This is a genomic window from Micromonospora sp. NPDC047762 (assembly GCF_043204655.1).
Lineage (GTDB): Bacteria > Actinomycetota > Actinomycetes > Mycobacteriales > Micromonosporaceae > Micromonospora.
The window spans coordinates 172,864-188,216 of record NZ_JBIDCQ010000009.1; the positions used below are offsets into that span (position 1 = coordinate 172,864).

At 70.9% G+C, this 15,353-nt stretch carries 17 protein-coding genes and 1 pseudogene; 6 read left to right on the forward strand and 12 right to left on the reverse strand.

All coding sequences use genetic code 11. From position 1 onward, the window contains the following. Nucleotides 1-96 precede the first annotated feature (96 nt). A complete protein-coding gene (locus ACGF3C_RS26105; protein WP_357229718.1) occupies nucleotides 97-663 on the reverse strand; it encodes a DJ-1/PfpI family protein in 567 nt (188 codons plus the stop codon). A 53-nt stretch (nucleotides 664-716) separates the two neighbouring features. Between ACGF3C_RS26105 and ACGF3C_RS26110 the strand changes: the two genes are divergently transcribed. Next, entirely contained in the window at nucleotides 717-1,661 is a 945-nt protein-coding gene (locus ACGF3C_RS26110) for a DJ-1/PfpI family protein (protein ID WP_357229716.1), read from the forward strand. Nucleotides 1,662-1,783: 122 nt separating this feature from the next. Here the strand turns inward: ACGF3C_RS26110 and ACGF3C_RS26115 are convergent, their stop codons facing one another. The 5 genes from ACGF3C_RS26115 to ACGF3C_RS26135 form a co-directional block, all read right to left on the reverse strand. Next, nucleotides 1,784-3,181, reverse strand: coding sequence for a cellulase family glycosylhydrolase (locus tag ACGF3C_RS26115; protein WP_393226093.1), 1,398 nt, complete (start codon nucleotides 3,179-3,181; stop codon nucleotides 1,784-1,786). A 164-nt stretch (nucleotides 3,182-3,345) separates the two neighbouring features. Then, the gene (locus ACGF3C_RS26120; RefSeq protein ID WP_393226096.1) at nucleotides 3,346-3,948 is read right to left on the reverse strand and encodes a dihydrofolate reductase family protein; all 603 of its coding nucleotides are present in this window, start codon (nucleotides 3,946-3,948) and stop codon (nucleotides 3,346-3,348) included. A 133-nt stretch (nucleotides 3,949-4,081) separates the two neighbouring features. After that, nucleotides 4,082-4,648, reverse strand: coding sequence for a helix-turn-helix domain-containing protein (locus ACGF3C_RS26125; RefSeq protein WP_357229712.1), 567 nt, complete (start codon nucleotides 4,646-4,648; stop codon nucleotides 4,082-4,084). A 4-nt stretch (nucleotides 4,649-4,652) separates the two neighbouring features. Further along, the gene (locus ACGF3C_RS26130; RefSeq protein WP_357229710.1) at nucleotides 4,653-5,213 is read right to left on the reverse strand and encodes a hypothetical protein; all 561 of its coding nucleotides are present in this window, start codon (nucleotides 5,211-5,213) and stop codon (nucleotides 4,653-4,655) included. A 32-nt stretch (nucleotides 5,214-5,245) separates the two neighbouring features. Further along, a complete protein-coding gene (locus ACGF3C_RS26135; RefSeq protein ID WP_357229707.1) occupies nucleotides 5,246-5,605 on the reverse strand; it encodes a hypothetical protein in 360 nt (119 codons plus the stop codon). Nucleotides 5,606-5,776: 171 nt separating this feature from the next. Here ACGF3C_RS26135 and ACGF3C_RS26140 point away from each other — a divergent pair, with 171 nt between their 5' ends. Then, nucleotides 5,777-6,754 (forward strand): aldo/keto reductase, encoded by a 978-nt coding sequence (locus ACGF3C_RS26140; protein ID WP_357229705.1) that lies wholly within the window; start codon nucleotides 5,777-5,779, stop codon nucleotides 6,752-6,754. Here ACGF3C_RS26140 and ACGF3C_RS26145 read toward each other — a convergent pair. The 4 genes and pseudogenes from ACGF3C_RS26145 to ACGF3C_RS26160 all read right to left on the reverse strand — a co-directional run. Then, nucleotides 6,751-7,515 carry a DUF2071 domain-containing protein gene (locus ACGF3C_RS26145; RefSeq protein ID WP_357229703.1) on the reverse strand — a complete coding sequence of 255 codons (765 nt, stop codon included), beginning with the start codon at nucleotides 7,513-7,515 and terminating at the stop codon, nucleotides 6,751-6,753. The genes ACGF3C_RS26140 and ACGF3C_RS26145 overlap by 4 nt on opposite strands. Nucleotides 7,516-7,552: 37 nt before the next feature. After that, complete coding sequence (locus ACGF3C_RS26150; protein WP_393226101.1) at nucleotides 7,553-8,710, reverse strand: winged helix DNA-binding domain-containing protein; 1,158 nt, start codon at nucleotides 8,708-8,710, stop codon at nucleotides 7,553-7,555. Further along, nucleotides 8,707-8,841 (reverse strand): hypothetical protein, encoded by a 135-nt coding sequence (locus ACGF3C_RS26155; RefSeq protein ID WP_357235352.1) that lies wholly within the window; start codon nucleotides 8,839-8,841, stop codon nucleotides 8,707-8,709. The genes ACGF3C_RS26150 and ACGF3C_RS26155 overlap by 4 nt, the downstream gene beginning before the upstream one ends. Before the next feature lie 77 nt (nucleotides 8,842-8,918). Then, nucleotides 8,919-9,317, reverse strand: a pseudogene (locus ACGF3C_RS26160) (epoxide hydrolase N-terminal domain-containing protein); the annotation flags it as partial. Nucleotides 9,318-9,379: 62 nt separating this feature from the next. On the opposite strand from ACGF3C_RS26160, the gene ACGF3C_RS26165 reads away from it, so the two are divergent. From ACGF3C_RS26165 to ACGF3C_RS26180, 4 genes are all read left to right on the forward strand, one after another. Then, nucleotides 9,380-10,348 (forward strand): helix-turn-helix transcriptional regulator, encoded by a 969-nt coding sequence (locus ACGF3C_RS26165; protein ID WP_393226104.1) that lies wholly within the window; start codon nucleotides 9,380-9,382, stop codon nucleotides 10,346-10,348. Nucleotides 10,349-10,442: 94 nt separating this feature from the next. After that, the gene (locus ACGF3C_RS26170) at nucleotides 10,443-11,366 is read left to right on the forward strand and encodes an RNA polymerase sigma factor (protein ID WP_393226107.1); all 924 of its coding nucleotides are present in this window, start codon (nucleotides 10,443-10,445) and stop codon (nucleotides 11,364-11,366) included. Nucleotides 11,367-11,479: 113 nt separating this feature from the next. Next, the gene (locus ACGF3C_RS26175) at nucleotides 11,480-12,364 is read left to right on the forward strand and encodes an alpha/beta fold hydrolase (protein WP_393226109.1); all 885 of its coding nucleotides are present in this window, start codon (nucleotides 11,480-11,482) and stop codon (nucleotides 12,362-12,364) included. Nucleotides 12,365-12,485: 121 nt separating this feature from the next. Next, nucleotides 12,486-12,947: a DUF5709 domain-containing protein gene (locus ACGF3C_RS26180; RefSeq protein WP_355423851.1), complete on the forward strand. Its 462-nt coding sequence runs from the start codon at nucleotides 12,486-12,488 to the stop codon at nucleotides 12,945-12,947. Between the two features lie 54 nt (nucleotides 12,948-13,001). Here ACGF3C_RS26180 and ACGF3C_RS26185 read toward each other — a convergent pair whose 3' ends face one another. Both ACGF3C_RS26185 and ACGF3C_RS26190 read right to left on the reverse strand, forming a co-directional pair. Next, nucleotides 13,002-14,582 (reverse strand): DHA2 family efflux MFS transporter permease subunit, encoded by a 1,581-nt coding sequence (locus ACGF3C_RS26185; RefSeq protein ID WP_357233871.1) that lies wholly within the window; start codon nucleotides 14,580-14,582, stop codon nucleotides 13,002-13,004. 337 nt (nucleotides 14,583-14,919) lie between these two features. Continuing rightward, a complete protein-coding gene (locus ACGF3C_RS26190; protein WP_393226345.1) occupies nucleotides 14,920-15,168 on the reverse strand; it encodes a DUF664 domain-containing protein in 249 nt (82 codons plus the stop codon). Nucleotides 15,169-15,353: the final 185 nt, after the last annotated feature.

The window sequence follows — 15,353 nt, forward strand, 5'->3', positions numbered from 1 at the left end:
GTGTCGGTGGTCTGGCTGTCCGACGAGCGTTCCCAGGGTTGGTACCGGGGGTGTTTCCGGCGCGTTAAGGTGACGCGCCCGTTCTGCCCGCGCTGCTCAGCGCTGCGCGGCCCGGTACTCGATGGTCGCGGCGACCCGGTTGGCGGTGGCGGCGCCCAGTTCCCGTTCGGTGAGCCACAGCCCCAGATCGAGGCCGGCCGACAGCGCGCCAGCGGTGACCCGGTCACCGTCGTCGACCACCCGCTCGTCGACGACGGTGACGTCGTGGGCGCGCAACTCGTCGTACGCGTTGCGGTTGGTGGTCGCCCGCCGGCCGGTCAGCAGGTCGGCGGCGGCGAGCAACAGCGCGCCGGTGCACACCGACGCCATCCACTGCGCCGATGCCGCCACTGCGGCCAGCTTCGCCGGCAGCACACCCCGCTGCGCCTGCGCCCAGGCACCCTCGGGTGCCCGGTTCAGCCAACCGCCACCTGGGACGATCACGCCGTCTGCCTGACCCAGCAGCTCGGGCACCTGGAGTTGGACACCACGCATGCTGGTGACCAGCCCCGATCGTTCGACCGCGACCAGCGCCACGTCGAAGCCAGCCATCGACAACACCTCGAACGGTCCGAAGACGTCCAGTTCGTCGAAGCCGTCGAACACCACGATCTCGATCCGCATACGGCCCAGGATCTCCTGCCGACCGGGCGGCGGCGAGTGGCATCCTTGCCACCATGCGTAAGCATCCCGCCAAGCATCGGGTCGTCGTCCTCGCCCTACCCCGGGTTGTCGCCTTCGATCTGACAATCGCGACGCAGGTGTTCGGCCATGAGGGCCACGGCCGGTACGCGATGACGGTGTGCGCAGTGGACGGTGGTTCGGTGTCCACCACCACCGCGGGCCTGGAGCTGACCGTCGCCGCGACGCTCGACGCGCTCGACGACGCCGACACGGTGATCGTGCCCGGATTCCGTCGTGGCCCGGCACCGCCGCGCGCCCTCGAGGCGTTGCGGCACGCACACCGCCGGGGCGTCCGCATCGCGTCGATCTGCACCGGCGCCTTCGCGCTGGCCCAGGCCGGTCTGCTCGACGGCCGCCGCGCGACGACCCACTGGGCGCACGCCGACGCGCTCGCCCAGGAGCATCCGGGGATCGTCGTGGACGCGAGTGCGCTGTACATCGACGAGGGTGAGGTGATCACCAGCGCCGGGCTCGCCGCCGGTCTGGACATGTGCCTCTATCTCGTCGGCCGCGACCACGGGCAGGCTGCCGCCATCCAACGGGCTCGCCACATGGTCACACCGCTGCACCGAGCCGGTGGTCAGGCCCAGTTCATCCCGGTCGGCGTTCCGGGTGAGGACGACGAGTTGGCCGAGGTCATCACGTGGGCGAGCAGCAACCTGCACCGCCCGATCACCGTCGCGGACCTTGCCCGGCAGGGTGTGATGTCCAGCCGTACGCTGCACCGCACTTTCCGGAGCCGGTTCCGGATGAGCCCACGCGCGTGGCTGATCCAGCAACGGCTGCGGGCCGCCTGCGCCCTGCTGGAGAACGGCGGGATCACCATCGACGAGGTCGCACGGCGTACCGGCCTGGGCACGGCGACAAACCTCCGCGCGCATTTCCAGCGGGCTTTCGCCACCACCCCTACCGCGTACCGGCGGGCCTTCACACAGTGACCCTCCGACGGTGGCCGGCGCGGTGGTGGTGACAGCCGGGAATGTCGGGGTGTCCCACCGGCCTGGACACCCCGACACCTGCAGTCTCGATTCGATCAATCCCGGTCAAGGAGCCGCCGGGTTCACCTCATGTTGGCCACCACGAACGGCGCGTGGCCGTGCAGGTAGTTGGTCCACCCACCGGTCACCGGCGCTCCCGGGCTGAGCAGGTTGGTGGTGTCGGTGCCGACGTCGAGCTTCCAGGCCGTCCAGGAGACGCCGTTCGCCTTCATCCAGTCGATCCAGGACTGCGCCTCCGGCAGGCAGGCCCGGCCGTCGAGACCGCCATCGGCGTTGCTGGCCCCCCACTCCGTGACGAACAGCGCCAGACCCGCGCGGATCGCCGCGTCGCCCTTGGCGCGCAGCGACGCCCCGTGCGTGCAGGAGTAGAAGTGCAGGGTGTACATCAGGTTGGTGCCGGTGACCGGGCTGGCCGCCGCGACGTCCACGTCCTGTGACCAGGTCGGGGTGCCGAGCACGACGATGTTGTCCGGGTCGGCGGCGCGGATCGCGGACACCACGGCCTGGTGGTATGGCTTGATGACGTTGGTCCAGCTGACCTGGAGTGGCTCGTTGTAGGGCTCCCAGATGACGTTGGGCAGGTGGCCGTACCGGCGGGCCAGGTCACCGAAGAACGCCACCGCCTGGGACTGGTTGTTCTGCGCCTCGTGCGCATGCCAGTCGACGATCACGTAGACCCCGGCGGTGACCGCGTTGTTGATGATGGTCTCCACCTGCGCGCGGGCCTTGTTCGGGTCGCTGAGGTACGCCCCCGCCGGCTCCACCCCCATGGCCGCGCGGATCACCTGGAGGTTCCAGTTGTCCCGCATCCAGCGCAGCGCGGAGAGGTTCTCGGCGTACGGGGCGGTTTCCCAGTTGAGCCACATGCTGCTGATGCCCCGCAGCTGCACCCGCGCGCCGGATCTGTCGCACATGGTGGTGCCGCAGACCCGCAGTTGCCCGTGCCGCTCGACCGGCGTGCCGGTGGTCGGCGGCGGCGTGGTCGGGGGCGGGGTGGTCGGTGGCGGGGTGGTCGGTGGCGGGGTGGTCGGGGGCGGGGTGGTCGGGGGCGGGGTGGTCGGGGGCGGACCGCCGGCGCAGGACGCGCCGTTCACCGTGCAGTTGAGCGGGGTGCCGGTGCCGTTGGCAAGGAAGCCGAACGACGTCGACGCGCCGGCACCCAGAGTGCCGTTCCACACCACGTTTGCGAAGGTGTAGTGGCTGCCTGAGGTCGTCTGCTCGGCGTTCCACGACTGGTTGATGCTCGTGCCGGCCGGCAGGTCGAACTCGACCCGCCAACTGGTGATCTGGGCGGTGGTGTTGTTGGTGACGGTGACCTGCCCCTGGTAGCCGTTGCCCCAGTTGTTCGTCACGGAGAACACGGCGGTGGCCGCACTTGCCGGTGTGGCGGCGGCCAGGGCCGCCCCACCGGCGAGCAGGCCGGTGACGGCCAGGGTCGTGACAAGTCTCGGTGTGCGCATGCGGAACCCGCTTCGGATCGACGGTGGTGGTCTGAGGCGGGGCGGCGCCTGGGCGCACAATATCGATCAATGACTATGGGAGCAAGGTGGGGGCAGTGGCCGGAGGGCTCAGCACCGGCGTCCCACACCAGGCCCGGCCCCGATCAGGCCGGCCCCAGCGGCGCTCAGGAGGCTCGGCGTACCCGGTAGGCCAGGTGCGTGACGCCGTCGCCCTCGACGACGCTGAACGGGCCGTCCAGCTGAAGTGGGGCGATCTTCAGGTCGGCGAAGAGCGGGACGCCGGCACCGAGCAGGACCGGGACGAGGTCGATGTGCACCTCGTCGAGCAGGCCGGCCTCGACGACCTGGGCGGCGATGGTGCCCCCGTTGACACCGACCTCCTTGTCCCCGGCGATCGCCTTCGCCCGGGCGATCGCGCTCTCGATGCCGTCGCTGACGAAGACGAAGGAGTCGTTCTCGGCTGCCCAGCCCTCCGGCACGCTGTGGGTGACCACAACGACGGGTACGTCCAACGGATGCCGACCACCCCACCCGCTGGTGATGTCGAAGAGCCGCCGGCCGACGACGAGCGCGCCGGTCCGCTCGGTGAGGGTCCGCAGGTGCCGGGCGCTCGTGGCGGAGGTCCGAAAGGTCAGCTCGGGGTCGGCCGTCGGCGTCTCGACGTCGCCGTTCTCGTACCACTGGAAGAGGTACTCGAAGCCACCGTGGGACGCGTCCGCGATGTAGCCGTCCAACGACATCGTCGCCCCGGTCGTCACCTTCGTCATCGATCCACTCCTCGGTCCGTGCCGTGTCGGCTCGTCGGCGAGGCCGGCTGCTCCGGCCCTCAACCCAAGGTCGAAGCCGGCGCACCGTCCTCGACACGTCGGCCGAGCTTTCCCCCAGTGTCGACCGAGGCCGTCAGGGACGCAGCGCGTTGAGCACGAGGTCGGCGTACCGGCGCCACACCGCCGGGTCGCGCTCGTCGAGCACGATGAGCTGCCGGACAGCTCCGCAGAGGATCACCCGGATGTCCAGCTCGCCGGCGTCCGGGCGGATCCTGCCGGACGCTCGGGCTGCCGCCACCAGCTGCCCGATCAGGGCCAGGATGCGCGCGGCGGGCACCAGCCTGCCCTCGAAGAACGCGTCGGCGAGGACCCGGTCGCGGGCGAGGCGTCCGAACAGGTCGGGCACGAAGGAACACCACTCCCGGTACGCGTCGGCGCCGTCGAGCGCCGCCCGGATGCGCTGCTCCAACTCCTGAAACTGCCGCTGAACGACCGCGACAATCAGGTCTTCCTTGCTGGGGTAGCTGCGGTAGACCGTCGCGCGACCCACCCCGGCCCGCTCCGCCACCTGCGGCACCGTCACCTGGAGACCCTGCTCGGTGAAGAGCTCCCGGGCGGCGGCGATGACCCGCTCCTGGTTGCGACGGGCGTCCAGACGCCGATGGGGAGTCTCCGGGTCGCTCGGCGTCGGCGGGGTCATGGCCTCAGTCTGCCCGCTCGGTCTCGTCGGTCAGCAACGGCTCGTCGCCGTACACGGTGGTGAGTTCGACGTTGAGCACCGTGGCAACCCGGCCGAACGACCAGTAGTAGCCGATCACCTGGAGCACCTCGACGATCTCGCGCTCCCTGAGGATGTGCCGCACCTGGTCGAAGAGGTCGTCGGAAACGCGTGGTGACCGCACCACCTCGGCGGCGAACCGGATGAGCGTCCGGTCGTACGCCGGGAGGTCCGGGTTGTCGATGTCCCGGCTGCTGATGATCTTCCGGGTGTCCTCGTCGACACCGGCCGCCGCTGATATCGGGCCGTGCTGGGCCGCCACGAACTCGCACCCGGCGTACTCGGCCACTGTCAGGATGACCAACTCCCGCGAGCGGGCGGGCAGCTCCAACGAGGTGAACTGCGCCCTCGCGAGCTGGATGAAGAGCTTCACGGTGCCGACCGAGTGGGTCAGCATCTTGACCATCGGATCGGGCGGCAGGGCGGACAGGAAGTCGCGGACGTCGGTGGGAATCACGTTCGGGTCGGGGTCGGTAAGGCGGGGCATGGATCTCTCCTGTCTCTGGTCGTCGAGGTGGGTCAGGCGGGCAGGTCGAAGCCCGTTTCGCTGAGGTGGCGGAACCGACCGTCCTCGGCGTACGACCCGAAGATGGCGATCTCCCGCTTGGCGGTCGACCCGTCGGCCATGGTGATCTCGAAGACGTGTCGCTCGGCGTAGCGGAGACCGTCGCGCAGCTCGTCGAGGACCCGCACGGTGCCGCTGACGATCTGACCCCGTACCTGGGTCACCATCTCGACGAATCCGGCCCGGTCGAGGGTCTCGCCGTCGCTGCGGTGGGTGTAGTCGGGGGCGTAGAACTCGTCGAGCGCCGCGGTCAGGTCGCGCGTCGGCTCGAAGACCACCGCGCGCAGGGCGTCGCTGATCAGTACCGGTTTCATGAGGCTCCTCGTGGGTCACAGTGGGACACATCCGGACTCGTGGGTCCGCTTAACGTCCACCGTACCGGACTCCCGAGTCCACTTCCGGTGAGTGTCGTCACGTACCCCAGGAAGCGGCTGTGCCCGCCACGGCGGGTGCGGGTCCGCCGCTCCGGTCGTAGCGTGGGGCGCATGCGAACCACCACGCTGGGCAGCACCGGGCCCGAGGTCGGCGTCATCGGCCTCGGCTGCATGGGCATGAGCCACGGCTACGACATCACCGGCCCTCGCGACGACGACACGTCGATCGCCGTCATCCGACAGGCACTGGACCTGGGCGCGACGCTGATCGACACGTCCGACGTGTACGGGCCGTACACCAATGAGGAGCTGGTCGGGCGGGCGCTTGCCGGCGGGCACCGGGAGCGGGCCGTGCTGGCCACGAAGGTCGGCCTGGTGGCCACCTCCCCCACCGGCGGCCCCGGCAACTCACCGAAGATCGGCAACAATGGTCGCCCGGAGCACATCCGAGCGGCGATCGACGAGAGCCTGCGCCGGCTCGGCACCGACCACGTCGACCTCTACCAGCTGCACCGGGTCGACCCGGAGGTGCCCATCGAGGAGTCCTGGGGCGCGATGGCCGAGGTCGTGGCGGCGGGCAAGGCCCGGCAGCTCGGGTTGTCCGAGGTGACTGTCGCGCAGATCGCGCGGGCCCAGGCGGTGCACCCGGTCGCGTCGGTGCAGTCCGAGTTGTCACTGTGGACCCGCGACCCGTTGACCGAGGTGTTGCCGTACTGCGCCGAGCAGGGCATCGCCTTCCTGCCGTTCTCCCCGCTCGGTCGCGGTTTCCTCGCCGGCCGGTTCACCTCGTTCGACGACCTGCCCGCCGACGACTTCCGGCGTGGCCTGCCGCGCTTCCAGCAGGACGCGCTGCGCGCCAACCTCGCCATCGTCGCCCGGGTCCGGGAGATCGCCGACCGAGCCGGCGTCAGCCCCGCGCAGGTCGCCCTCGCGTGGGTGGTCGCCCAGGGTGACCGAGTCGTTCCGATCCCCGGCACCAAGACCCCGAAGTACCTGGTGGACAACTGCGCTGCCGCCGACGTGCGGCTCAGCGCAGAGGACCTGGCGGACCTGGAGGCGCTGCCGGCTCCCGAGGGTGGCCGCTACTAGTACCGCTCCGGCGGCCCGGCACCGCGTGGCCGGGCCGCCACCGGCGGGCCGAACCTGACCCCGACACCTGGCGAGTAGAGCACGCTCACCGGTGGCCCGACCGGTGCCGGCAGCCCGGCGGCGGCGACCAACTCGTCATCCAGGTGCAGCACCTCGGCCCGGTGCAGCGGCCAGCTCGGATGCCAGTTCGGCAGGTGCAGCGTGCGCCCGTACGCCCGGGTGTGCAGCCCCCAGCGGGCGGTGACGAAGTGTTCGAGCGGGGTCGGCTCGACGATCCGCTCCCCCACCCGCACCACCATCCGGCTCGACGCGCCCGCCGGCCCCGGCCACCGTCGCCGGCAGCGATAGGTGCGACGGTCGCCGTCGCGATCCAACCGCATCGACGACCAGAGGTACGGCAGACGCAGCGTCGCCCGCGCCACCAGCACCGGCAGCAGGCGAGACGCGTCGAGCGACCGGAACACGACCGCTCGGCGGCCGGCGTCGTCGACGGAGTAGAGCCGGACGTTGGTCTCTGCGAAGGTGCCGAAGTACGGCACCCCCGGGCCACGGCCGAAGCCCAGCCCGACCATCCGGAAACCGATCAGGCCGACGTAGCTGACCCCGTCCAGGGTGTCCGGACGAGTGCCGGCGGGCAGCAACGGCGCGACCACCTCCGGAGCAACTGCCCAGTGCAGGAAGGTGAGGTCCTCCCAGCGTTGGCGTAGGAGCGCCCAGGGGAACGCCTGCCGGGGTGCGTGGTCGACCGGTTCGGGGTGCACGCCCCCATCCTCGCCCAGGCGGTGGGCCGGCGTGGTCTCAGGCGTGCGGGCCGACACTGACGGTGCCGATGGTCAGCGACGCCTCCCCCTCCAGGATCTCGCCGACCCGCTCGACCTCCTCCCCCAGCGCGCGCTGCCGGGCGGCACCGAGCGTCCGCAGCGGCTCGACTGTGACGTGGATCGAGCGCCCGGATCGGCGTTGATGCCACACACCGGCGACCACACCGTCCATCAGCAGCACCGGGTAGTTGCCGGCCTGGCCACCGTTGAGCGCCCGCTCGGCGGCAGCGCCGGGGTAGAGCCGCTCGCGGGGGTGGCAGCCGACCGCATACGCGTCGAAGTACGGCAGCAGCCGCAACCCGGACGGCCGGTCGTCGGGGAATTCGGTGTCGTCGGCGGTCACCCAGGCCCGGGTGCCCTCGACTGTCACCTCGGTCAGGTCGAGCGAGTCGAACAGCAACGCCGCCCACGCCGGGGGCACCGCCATCCACCGGGCGAACTGTGCCGGGGTGGCCGGCCCGTACGCGTGCAGGTAGCCGCGGACGAGGGCGGCCAGGGCGGCGGGACCGGGCATCGGCGCGAAGTCGGGCAGCCACCGGGTCGGGCTGGTGTACGTGCTCGCCCGGCCGCGATTCGGGCCGAAGCAGACCACCCCACCCCGGGTGGCGGCGGTCATCGCCGCGACCCACCGGGGCCACTTGTCCTGGAACGCCTCCATGACCAGGTCACCCGCCCACGGGCCGGTACGGTCGACGACCTCCTCGGTCAGCTCGGCGGTGGTCAGGTCGGCCTCGGCGACCGCGTCAGCGATGGCCGCGAGGACCTGCTCGGTCTGCCGAGGCGTCAGCAGGACAGCACTCCGCTCCCAGGACGGCGCCGGCAACGCGGTCAGCGCCCCGACCCACATCGGCAGGTCCGCCGCGGCGAGCAGGTGCACGGTCCCGCGTGGCCCACGGGTCTTGACCAGGGTGCGGTCGGTCCACAGTGCCCGGCGTACCAGGGCACGGGTCGCGCCCGGCACCCGCAGTCCGATGGACAGCTCGGCTGCCGACGCGATCTGGGCGTGCGCGCCGCTGATCGCCGACACCACGTCGGCGACGCTTCCGGCGTCCGGTGCCGCGTCCGCCGCCGGCGTGCAGAGCCAGTGCCGCGCCAGTCGTCGGGCGGACACCTGCGCCCAGCTCAGCTCGATCATCGCAGGCCCTCGAAGAACGCGCGGATGTCCGCCGCGTGCGCCAGCGGCTCGTCCATCGCCACGAAGTGGCTGCCCGGGTTGCCCTGCGGCCAGTGGACGATCGTGTTGTCTCGCTCGGCGAGGCGGCGCATCAGCGCGGACCCGCCGCCGTACACACCGGATGGCACCCGCCGCTGGCCCGTCGGCCAGGCGAAACCGCCATCGTCGGCGACGGCACGACCACGTGCAACGCCTGCGCGGGATCCCCGCCGTGAGCGCGTGGGTCGGACAGTGGGCCAATCAGCTCGGTGAACTCGACCACGGAGTTCGGCCAGCCGTGTGTCAGCAACAACGGCAGCGCGTCCGGCTCCGGCGAGCGGACGTGCAGCACACGCACATCCAAGCCGTCGATCTCGGTGACGAGCTGGGGGAAGTCGTTCAGCCGCGCCTCGTGGGCCCGCCAGTCGTAACCATTCGCCCAGTACTCGGTCAGCTCGCGAAGGTACGTCACCGGCACCCCACGGCTCCAGCCGGCGCCGGGCAACGAGCGGGGCCACCGGGTTCGGGAGAGCCGGTCACGCAGGTCGTCGAGGTCCGCCTGGGGAATGTCGATGCGAAAGGGCGTCATGCCGGGAACGCTACGGCCCATATAGGACAGCTTCTGGCACACATCGCTGGCATTCTGGGACCATGTCCGACACCCCCGCCCGACTGCTGGGCCTGCTGTCGCTGTTGCAGACGCCCCGCGAGTGGCCCGGCAGCGAGTTGGCCACCCGACTCGGCGTCAGCCTGCGCACCATCCGCCGCGACGTGGAGCGATTGCGCGACCTCGGCTACCCGGTAAAGGCGACGATGGGCGCGATCGGCGGATACCGCCTGGTCGCCGGCAAGGCGATGCCGCCGCTGCTGCTCGACGACGACGAGGCGGTGGCGATCGCAGTCGGTCTGCGCACCGCCGCCGGTCACGCGGTGGCCGGCATCGAGGAGTCCTCGGTACGGGCGCTGGCGAAGCTCGAACAGGTGCTGCCGTCCCGGCTGCGGCACCGCGTCAGCGCCCTGGGGGCGGCCACCGAACCCCTGCTCACCTGGGACCGACCGACTGTCGACCCGGAGCACCTGAGCGCGCTGGCCGCCGCCGTCAACAATCGTGAGCAGCTGCGGTTCACCTACCGCCGTCGCGACGGCGTGGACACCGAACGGCTCGTCGAGCCGTACAAGCTGGTGTCGGCGGGTCGGCGCTGGTATCTGGTGGGCTACGACAACGACCGCGACGACTGGCGGATCTTCCGGCTCGACCGGATCACCGACCTGCGCCCCACCCGGATCCGGGTCACCGCCCGGCCACTGCCGGCGTCCGACGCCGCCTCGTTCATGACGGAGAAGCTGCTTGAGCTGACGCCCGTCTACCGGGCGGTGGTCACGTTGCACGCGCCGATCGAACGGATGGTGGGCCCGCTCGGCGGCACCGGCGTCGATCTGGAGCCGATCGACGCGACCTCGTGCCGGTTACGCAGCGACGCCGACACCCTGGAGTGGCTGGCGTGGCGTCTGCTGACTCTCGGGTGCGACATGGAGGTGCACGAGCCTCCCGAGCTGATCGCGCACCTGCGGCAGATCGGCTCGCGGGCGACCCGCGCCGCCAGCTCGTCCGCAGCGTAGGACGGCCGGCGGCCCGGGGCATCGGCACGCCGGTCCGCCGTACGCTTGATGGAGCACAAGCGTTCAGAACAGGTGTTTCGGGGAGGAACTGGGCGTGACGCAGAGCGACGGGGAGCTTGTCGTACTCGCGCAGGCGGGAGACGCGGCCGCGCTGGGGGCGCTGCTGGCCCGGCACGAGGCCGGGATGCGGGCCGTCGCGCTGAGCGTCCTCGGCTACGGGCCGGACGCCGACGACGCGGTGCAGGACACCATGGTCATCGCCCTGCGTCGCATCGGCGAGGTCCGCGACCCGAGCGCTGTCGGCCCCTGGCTGCGGGCCATCGTCCGCAACAACAGCAGGATGGCGTTGCGCGGGCCCAGAGCCCTCCCGGTCGCCGAACCCGAGTGGTTCAGCCGCCCCGCCGACACACCCACCCCGGAGGAGGCGCTGGACCGGGCCGCGATGCGCGACTGGTTGTGGCACTCCATCGGGCAACTGTCCGAACCTGACCGGCTCGTCACCCTGCTGCGGTACTTCAGCGACGCGTCCTCGTACGAGCAGATCGCGGCCGTGTGTGGCGTGCCGGTCGGCACCGTCCGCAGCCGCCTCAGCCACGCCCGCCGGGCGCTCGCCGGCGGCCTGCGGACGGCGGCGGACGCCGCGCACACGGACGTCGCCGCCTCGAACGACTCGCGGTGGCGGGCGGGCCGCGACATGATCACCACGGCAATGGGCGGCGACTTCGAGCGGGTGGTCCGCGAGAGCTGGTGGCCGGACGCCGAGATGATCGTGCCCGGCGGCCCACGCGGTGGCCGTGACCTGGCGATCAACGGCATGGACCGCGACCTGGCCGCCGGGGTACGTCAGCGGCTGCGCAACGTGGTGGGCAGCGGCGACGTGCTGATCTGGGAAACCGACCTGATCAGCCCACCCGACGACCCGGAACACTGCCCACCCGCTGCACTCTGGTTGCAGGTGCTGCGCGAGGGCCGCGTACGCCAACTCACCCTCTTCCACCCCGTGCCCGCGCTGGTCTGAAAAACTTTCTCCGACCGAGCGAACTTTTCCCGCGACCCGCGCATCTGGTCTGCGTCATGCACCAGTTGCCGTGTCGGCGGACGCCGCGCGGGTCTCGGATCGGGAGATAGTTCATGGGTTTCACCAGCCACGACGTCGGCGCCCTCGCACCCGGTGCCCACACGTTCACAGTGGATGGCGTTCGGCAGGTCTACCACGTCGCCGGCACCGGTCCGGTCTGCGTGGCGCACTCGGGTGGCCCAGGCATCGAGTGGGCGTATCTGCGCACCCCCAGCCTTGAGACGCACTTCACGATGGTCTACGTCGAGCCGGTGGGCACGGGCGCGTCGGGGCAGCTCGACAACCCCGCCGATTACCGTCTCGACACGTACGTCCGGTTCCTGCACGCCGTCGTCGAGCACCTCGGCGAAGACCGGGTGTACCTCCTCGGGCACTCGCACGGTGGCTTCGTCGTCCAGCGGTACGCGCTCGCCCACCCGGACCGGATCTCCGGCCTCGCCCTGTACGACACCTCACCTGTCACCGGCGCCGAGTTCTGGGGCGAGGCCATGGCCGGCCTCGCCGCCTACCCGCAGCGGCACCCGGACCGGCCGGAGGCAGCGGCGGTCCCGGCTGCCTTCGCGCAGATCGGCGGCGCGACGGACGACGAGTCGTTGGGGGCCGCACTGCGCGCCGCCCTGCCGGTGTACTTCGCGGACTTCTGGGGCCGACAGGACGAGTTCGCCCCGTTTCAGGCGGCTGTCCGGATCTGGGCGACGCCGGCCGGCGCGCAGGACCCCACACCCTTCGACGTGCGGGAAAACCTCGGTGAGATCACAGTGCCCGTCGTGGTGATCGTCGGAATGTACGACTTCATCTGTGGTCCTCGCTGGGCCGAGCAGTTGCACGCGGGGCTTCCGGACTCGCGACGGGTGACGCTGGAGCGAAGCGGACACTTCGCGCACATCGAGCAGCCGGTGGAGTTCACCGACGCCGTGGCGGAGCTGCTGAAGCGTTGACCGACCGCGGTGCCGCCCGTCCCGAGGTCCGTTCGTCACAGCGGGCAGACCTCGGGGTGCGGGCGCGTTGCACGGTCATAAGCTGACCGCTTTGCTGCACCGTGACGAAGAGGAGACCACCGTGAGCCAGACCGAACGGATGGATTCCGTTGACGAGTGGAACGTGGCCGAGGACGACGGGGTCCTGGACGCCTCCGACACCCTCGACGACGACCGGGTCGGCGACCCCCTCGACACCGGCATCATCGCCGAGGACCACTGGACGGCGGCAAACCGGTTCGGCACCACGCCGGCCGAGGAGCGGGCGGGCGAGTCCCTGGAGCAGCACCTCGCCCAGGAGGTGCCGGATGTGGACCCGTACGCCGAGGGTGGCGACGACGAGGACGAGCTGACCCGCCGGGGGTACGAGGCGGAGGCACGCGCTGGCCGTCTCGTCGCCTACGACGAGGGCGTCCGCGAGGACGACGAGGCCGAGTCGGTGGCGTGGGACGCCGGCATCGACGCGGGTGCCGCCAGCGCGGAGGAAGCGGCGATCCACCTGGTCGAGGACCCGGACGGGCCCGGCGACGGTCCGTTGCGCTGACGCCGTACCCGCCGCGCTCGGCACCCGGTGGGGTGACGAGCGCGGCGGGGTCGGTCAGTGGATGACGACGGGCGTCCTGACCTGCTCGCCCTGCGGGTCGTCGAGCTGCGCCGGCTGACGTCGGCGCGGCAGGAACGCCGCCGGGATGATCGTGAGCACGACCAGCGCGAACGCGACCCAGAACGTGCTCGCGAACGACTTGGCGGCGAAGTCCAACCCGCGCTCGATGATCGACGGGTCCACCGGCATCTGCTGGAGCAGCTCCGGCCGCTGCTGGGAGGCGATGGCCAGCCCGGCTTCGGTGATCGGCTTGCCGCTCTCGTCCACCAGGCCGGGGATCGGCCGGGAGCCGTTGAGCTCGTTGGTGAGGATCACCGACATCACGGCGGCGCCGACCGAACCGCCGATCTGCTGGAGGATGTTGACCAGCGTCGAGCCACGGGCCACCTCCTGTGCCTGCAACGTCCGCAGCGCCGACGTCATGATCGGCATCATCGTGCCGCCCATGCCCAGACCCATCACGAACAGCGAACCGCCGAGCAGCCAGTACGAGGTCTGCGGGTCGACCTGGGTGAAACCGAAGAACCCGACGACGATGAGCCCCAGCGCGAACGGGACGGTACGCCCGATCGGCACCCGGTCGGCCAACGTGCCGGCGATCGGCATGGTGATCATCGCGCCGATGCCCTGCGGGGCCATCAGCAGGCCGGCGGCCAGCGTCGACTCACCGCGCACCTGCAGGAAGTAGCTCGGGAACAGCAGGCCGGCGCCCATGAACGCGATGATGAACACGAACATCGTCACCGACGCGATGGTCAGACTGCGGTTGCGGAACAGCCGCAGGTCGAGCAGCGGGTGCCGGGGCTTGAACGAGTAGAGCACGAACGCCACCACCAGCGCGCCGCCGACCAGCATCGGGGCCCAGACCTTGGCCTCGGCGAAGGTGCCGGCCTCCGGCAGGGACGAGACGCCGTAGAGGAACAGCGCGAGACCCGGCGAGAGCATGAGCATGCCGACGAAGTCGAACGACTCGGACGGCTCGGGCGCGTCCTTCGGCAGCGCGACCTGCGCGTAGATCAGGGCGATCAGGCCGATCGGCAAGTTGATCAAGAAGATCCAGTGCCAGCTCGCGGTGTCGATCAGCCAACCACCGAGGATCGGACCGCCGATCGGCCCCAGAAGCATCGGGATGCCGAGGACGGCCATCAACCGACCGATCCGGTGCGGACCGGCCGCCCGGGTCATGATGGTCATGCCCAGCGGCATGAGCATGCCGCCACCGAGGCCCTGCAGGACCCGGTAACCGATCAGCTCGCCGATCGTGTCGGCCATGGCGCAGAGCCCCGACCCGATCGTGAACAGGGTAAGCGCCACCATGTAGAGCCGCTTGGTGCCGAACCGGTCCGCCGCCCACCCGCTGAGCGGGATCACGGTGGCGAGCGCAAGGGTGTAGGCCGTCATGGTCCAGGCGACGCGGGCGTAGGACGCGTCGAACTCACTCTGGAATTTGGGCAGCGCCACGCTGACCACCGTCACGTCGAGGATCGACATGATCGCGCCAAGGACGACGACGCCCGCCACCTTGAGCACCGCGGAGTCGAGTTTGTCCGATGTCGCGAGAGATTGCTGTGTCACTAACTCTCCTGAAGTCGATTGAGCCGGCCGACGGTGGGCGGTGGCGGCGATGCCGCGCCAACCGGGCGCGGGGCGCGACGTGCCAGGACGACGACGCGCGGAGGAAGACTAACCGCCCTCTGTGACGATCCGCCGCCGGATTTCGTGACGGACCGGCCGCGTATCCGATCGGCCGTGCGAACTGTGGCCGGACGTCGGGGTGGCAATCAGCCGGCACAGCCGCGAGCTGGTGCCCCCTGCGTAGCCGGCGCCGCCGCCCTCTTCGCGTCGGTGGCCGCGCGGGATCGGGGCGGCGGGCGGCCCAGATGCTGAGGCGTCACCGATGGCCGGCAGAGAACTAGCTGCTGCCCCGGCTGGCGTCGAGGGCAGCCTGCTCCACTCGCCGACGGTGGTCCCGCCACCATGACTCGTCCACGGGGGGCAGGTTGTCGTGCCTGGGCAGCAGGCCGGCCGTGCCGTCGATGAGTTCGCGCACGATGTCAGCGTGGCCGGCGTGCCGCTGGGTTTCCGCGATGACGTGGACCAGGACGTGGTGCAACGTGACCGCCGCATCGCCCCACCACGGCACGTGGCCTACGTCGTGCAGTGCGACTCACGGCCGCCCTTCAAGTAACTGAGCAGGTCCGCCTTCATCGCGGCACTATGACATCCGGTCGGGTGTCGGCGTTGCCCCGAGCAGTCCGCGAAGCTCATGATCGGCAATACACGCCACCCAGCTACGCCGCTGCTGGGGGCACGGCCAACCCGACGTGCCGGGCCCCAGCCAGGGAT

What these genes read in the sequence shown, in the direction of transcription:
- ACGF3C_RS26150 (WP_393226101.1), bottom strand. Translation starts at nt 8,710, where the DNA reads ATGATCGAGCTGAGCTGGGCGCAGGTGTCCGCCCGACGACTGGCGCGG.
- ACGF3C_RS26175 (WP_393226109.1), top strand. Translation starts at nt 11,480, where the DNA reads ATGGGTTTCACCAGCCACGACGTCGGCGCCCTCGCACCCGGTGCCCAC.
- ACGF3C_RS26135 (WP_357229707.1), bottom strand. Translation starts at nt 5,605, where the DNA reads ATGAAACCGGTACTGATCAGCGACGCCCTGCGCGCGGTGGTCTTCGAG.
- ACGF3C_RS26155 (WP_357235352.1), bottom strand. Translation starts at nt 8,841, where the DNA reads ATGCGCCGCCTCGCCGAGCGAGACAACACGATCGTCCACTGGCCGCAG.
- ACGF3C_RS26110 (WP_357229716.1), top strand. Translation starts at nt 717, where the DNA reads ATGCGTAAGCATCCCGCCAAGCATCGGGTCGTCGTCCTCGCCCTACCC.
- ACGF3C_RS26115 (WP_393226093.1), bottom strand. Translation starts at nt 3,181, where the DNA reads ATGCGCACACCGAGACTTGTCACGACCCTGGCCGTCACCGGCCTGCTC.
- ACGF3C_RS26120 (WP_393226096.1), bottom strand. Translation starts at nt 3,948, where the DNA reads ATGACGAAGGTGACGACCGGGGCGACGATGTCGTTGGACGGCTACATC.
- ACGF3C_RS26165 (WP_393226104.1), top strand. Translation starts at nt 9,380, where the DNA reads ATGTCCGACACCCCCGCCCGACTGCTGGGCCTGCTGTCGCTGTTGCAG.
- ACGF3C_RS26105 (WP_357229718.1), bottom strand. Translation starts at nt 663, where the DNA reads ATGCGGATCGAGATCGTGGTGTTCGACGGCTTCGACGAACTGGACGTC.
- ACGF3C_RS26130 (WP_357229710.1), bottom strand. Translation starts at nt 5,213, where the DNA reads ATGCCCCGCCTTACCGACCCCGACCCGAACGTGATTCCCACCGACGTC.
- ACGF3C_RS26125 (WP_357229712.1), bottom strand. Translation starts at nt 4,648, where the DNA reads ATGACCCCGCCGACGCCGAGCGACCCGGAGACTCCCCATCGGCGTCTG.
- ACGF3C_RS26140 (WP_357229705.1), top strand. Translation starts at nt 5,777, where the DNA reads ATGCGAACCACCACGCTGGGCAGCACCGGGCCCGAGGTCGGCGTCATC.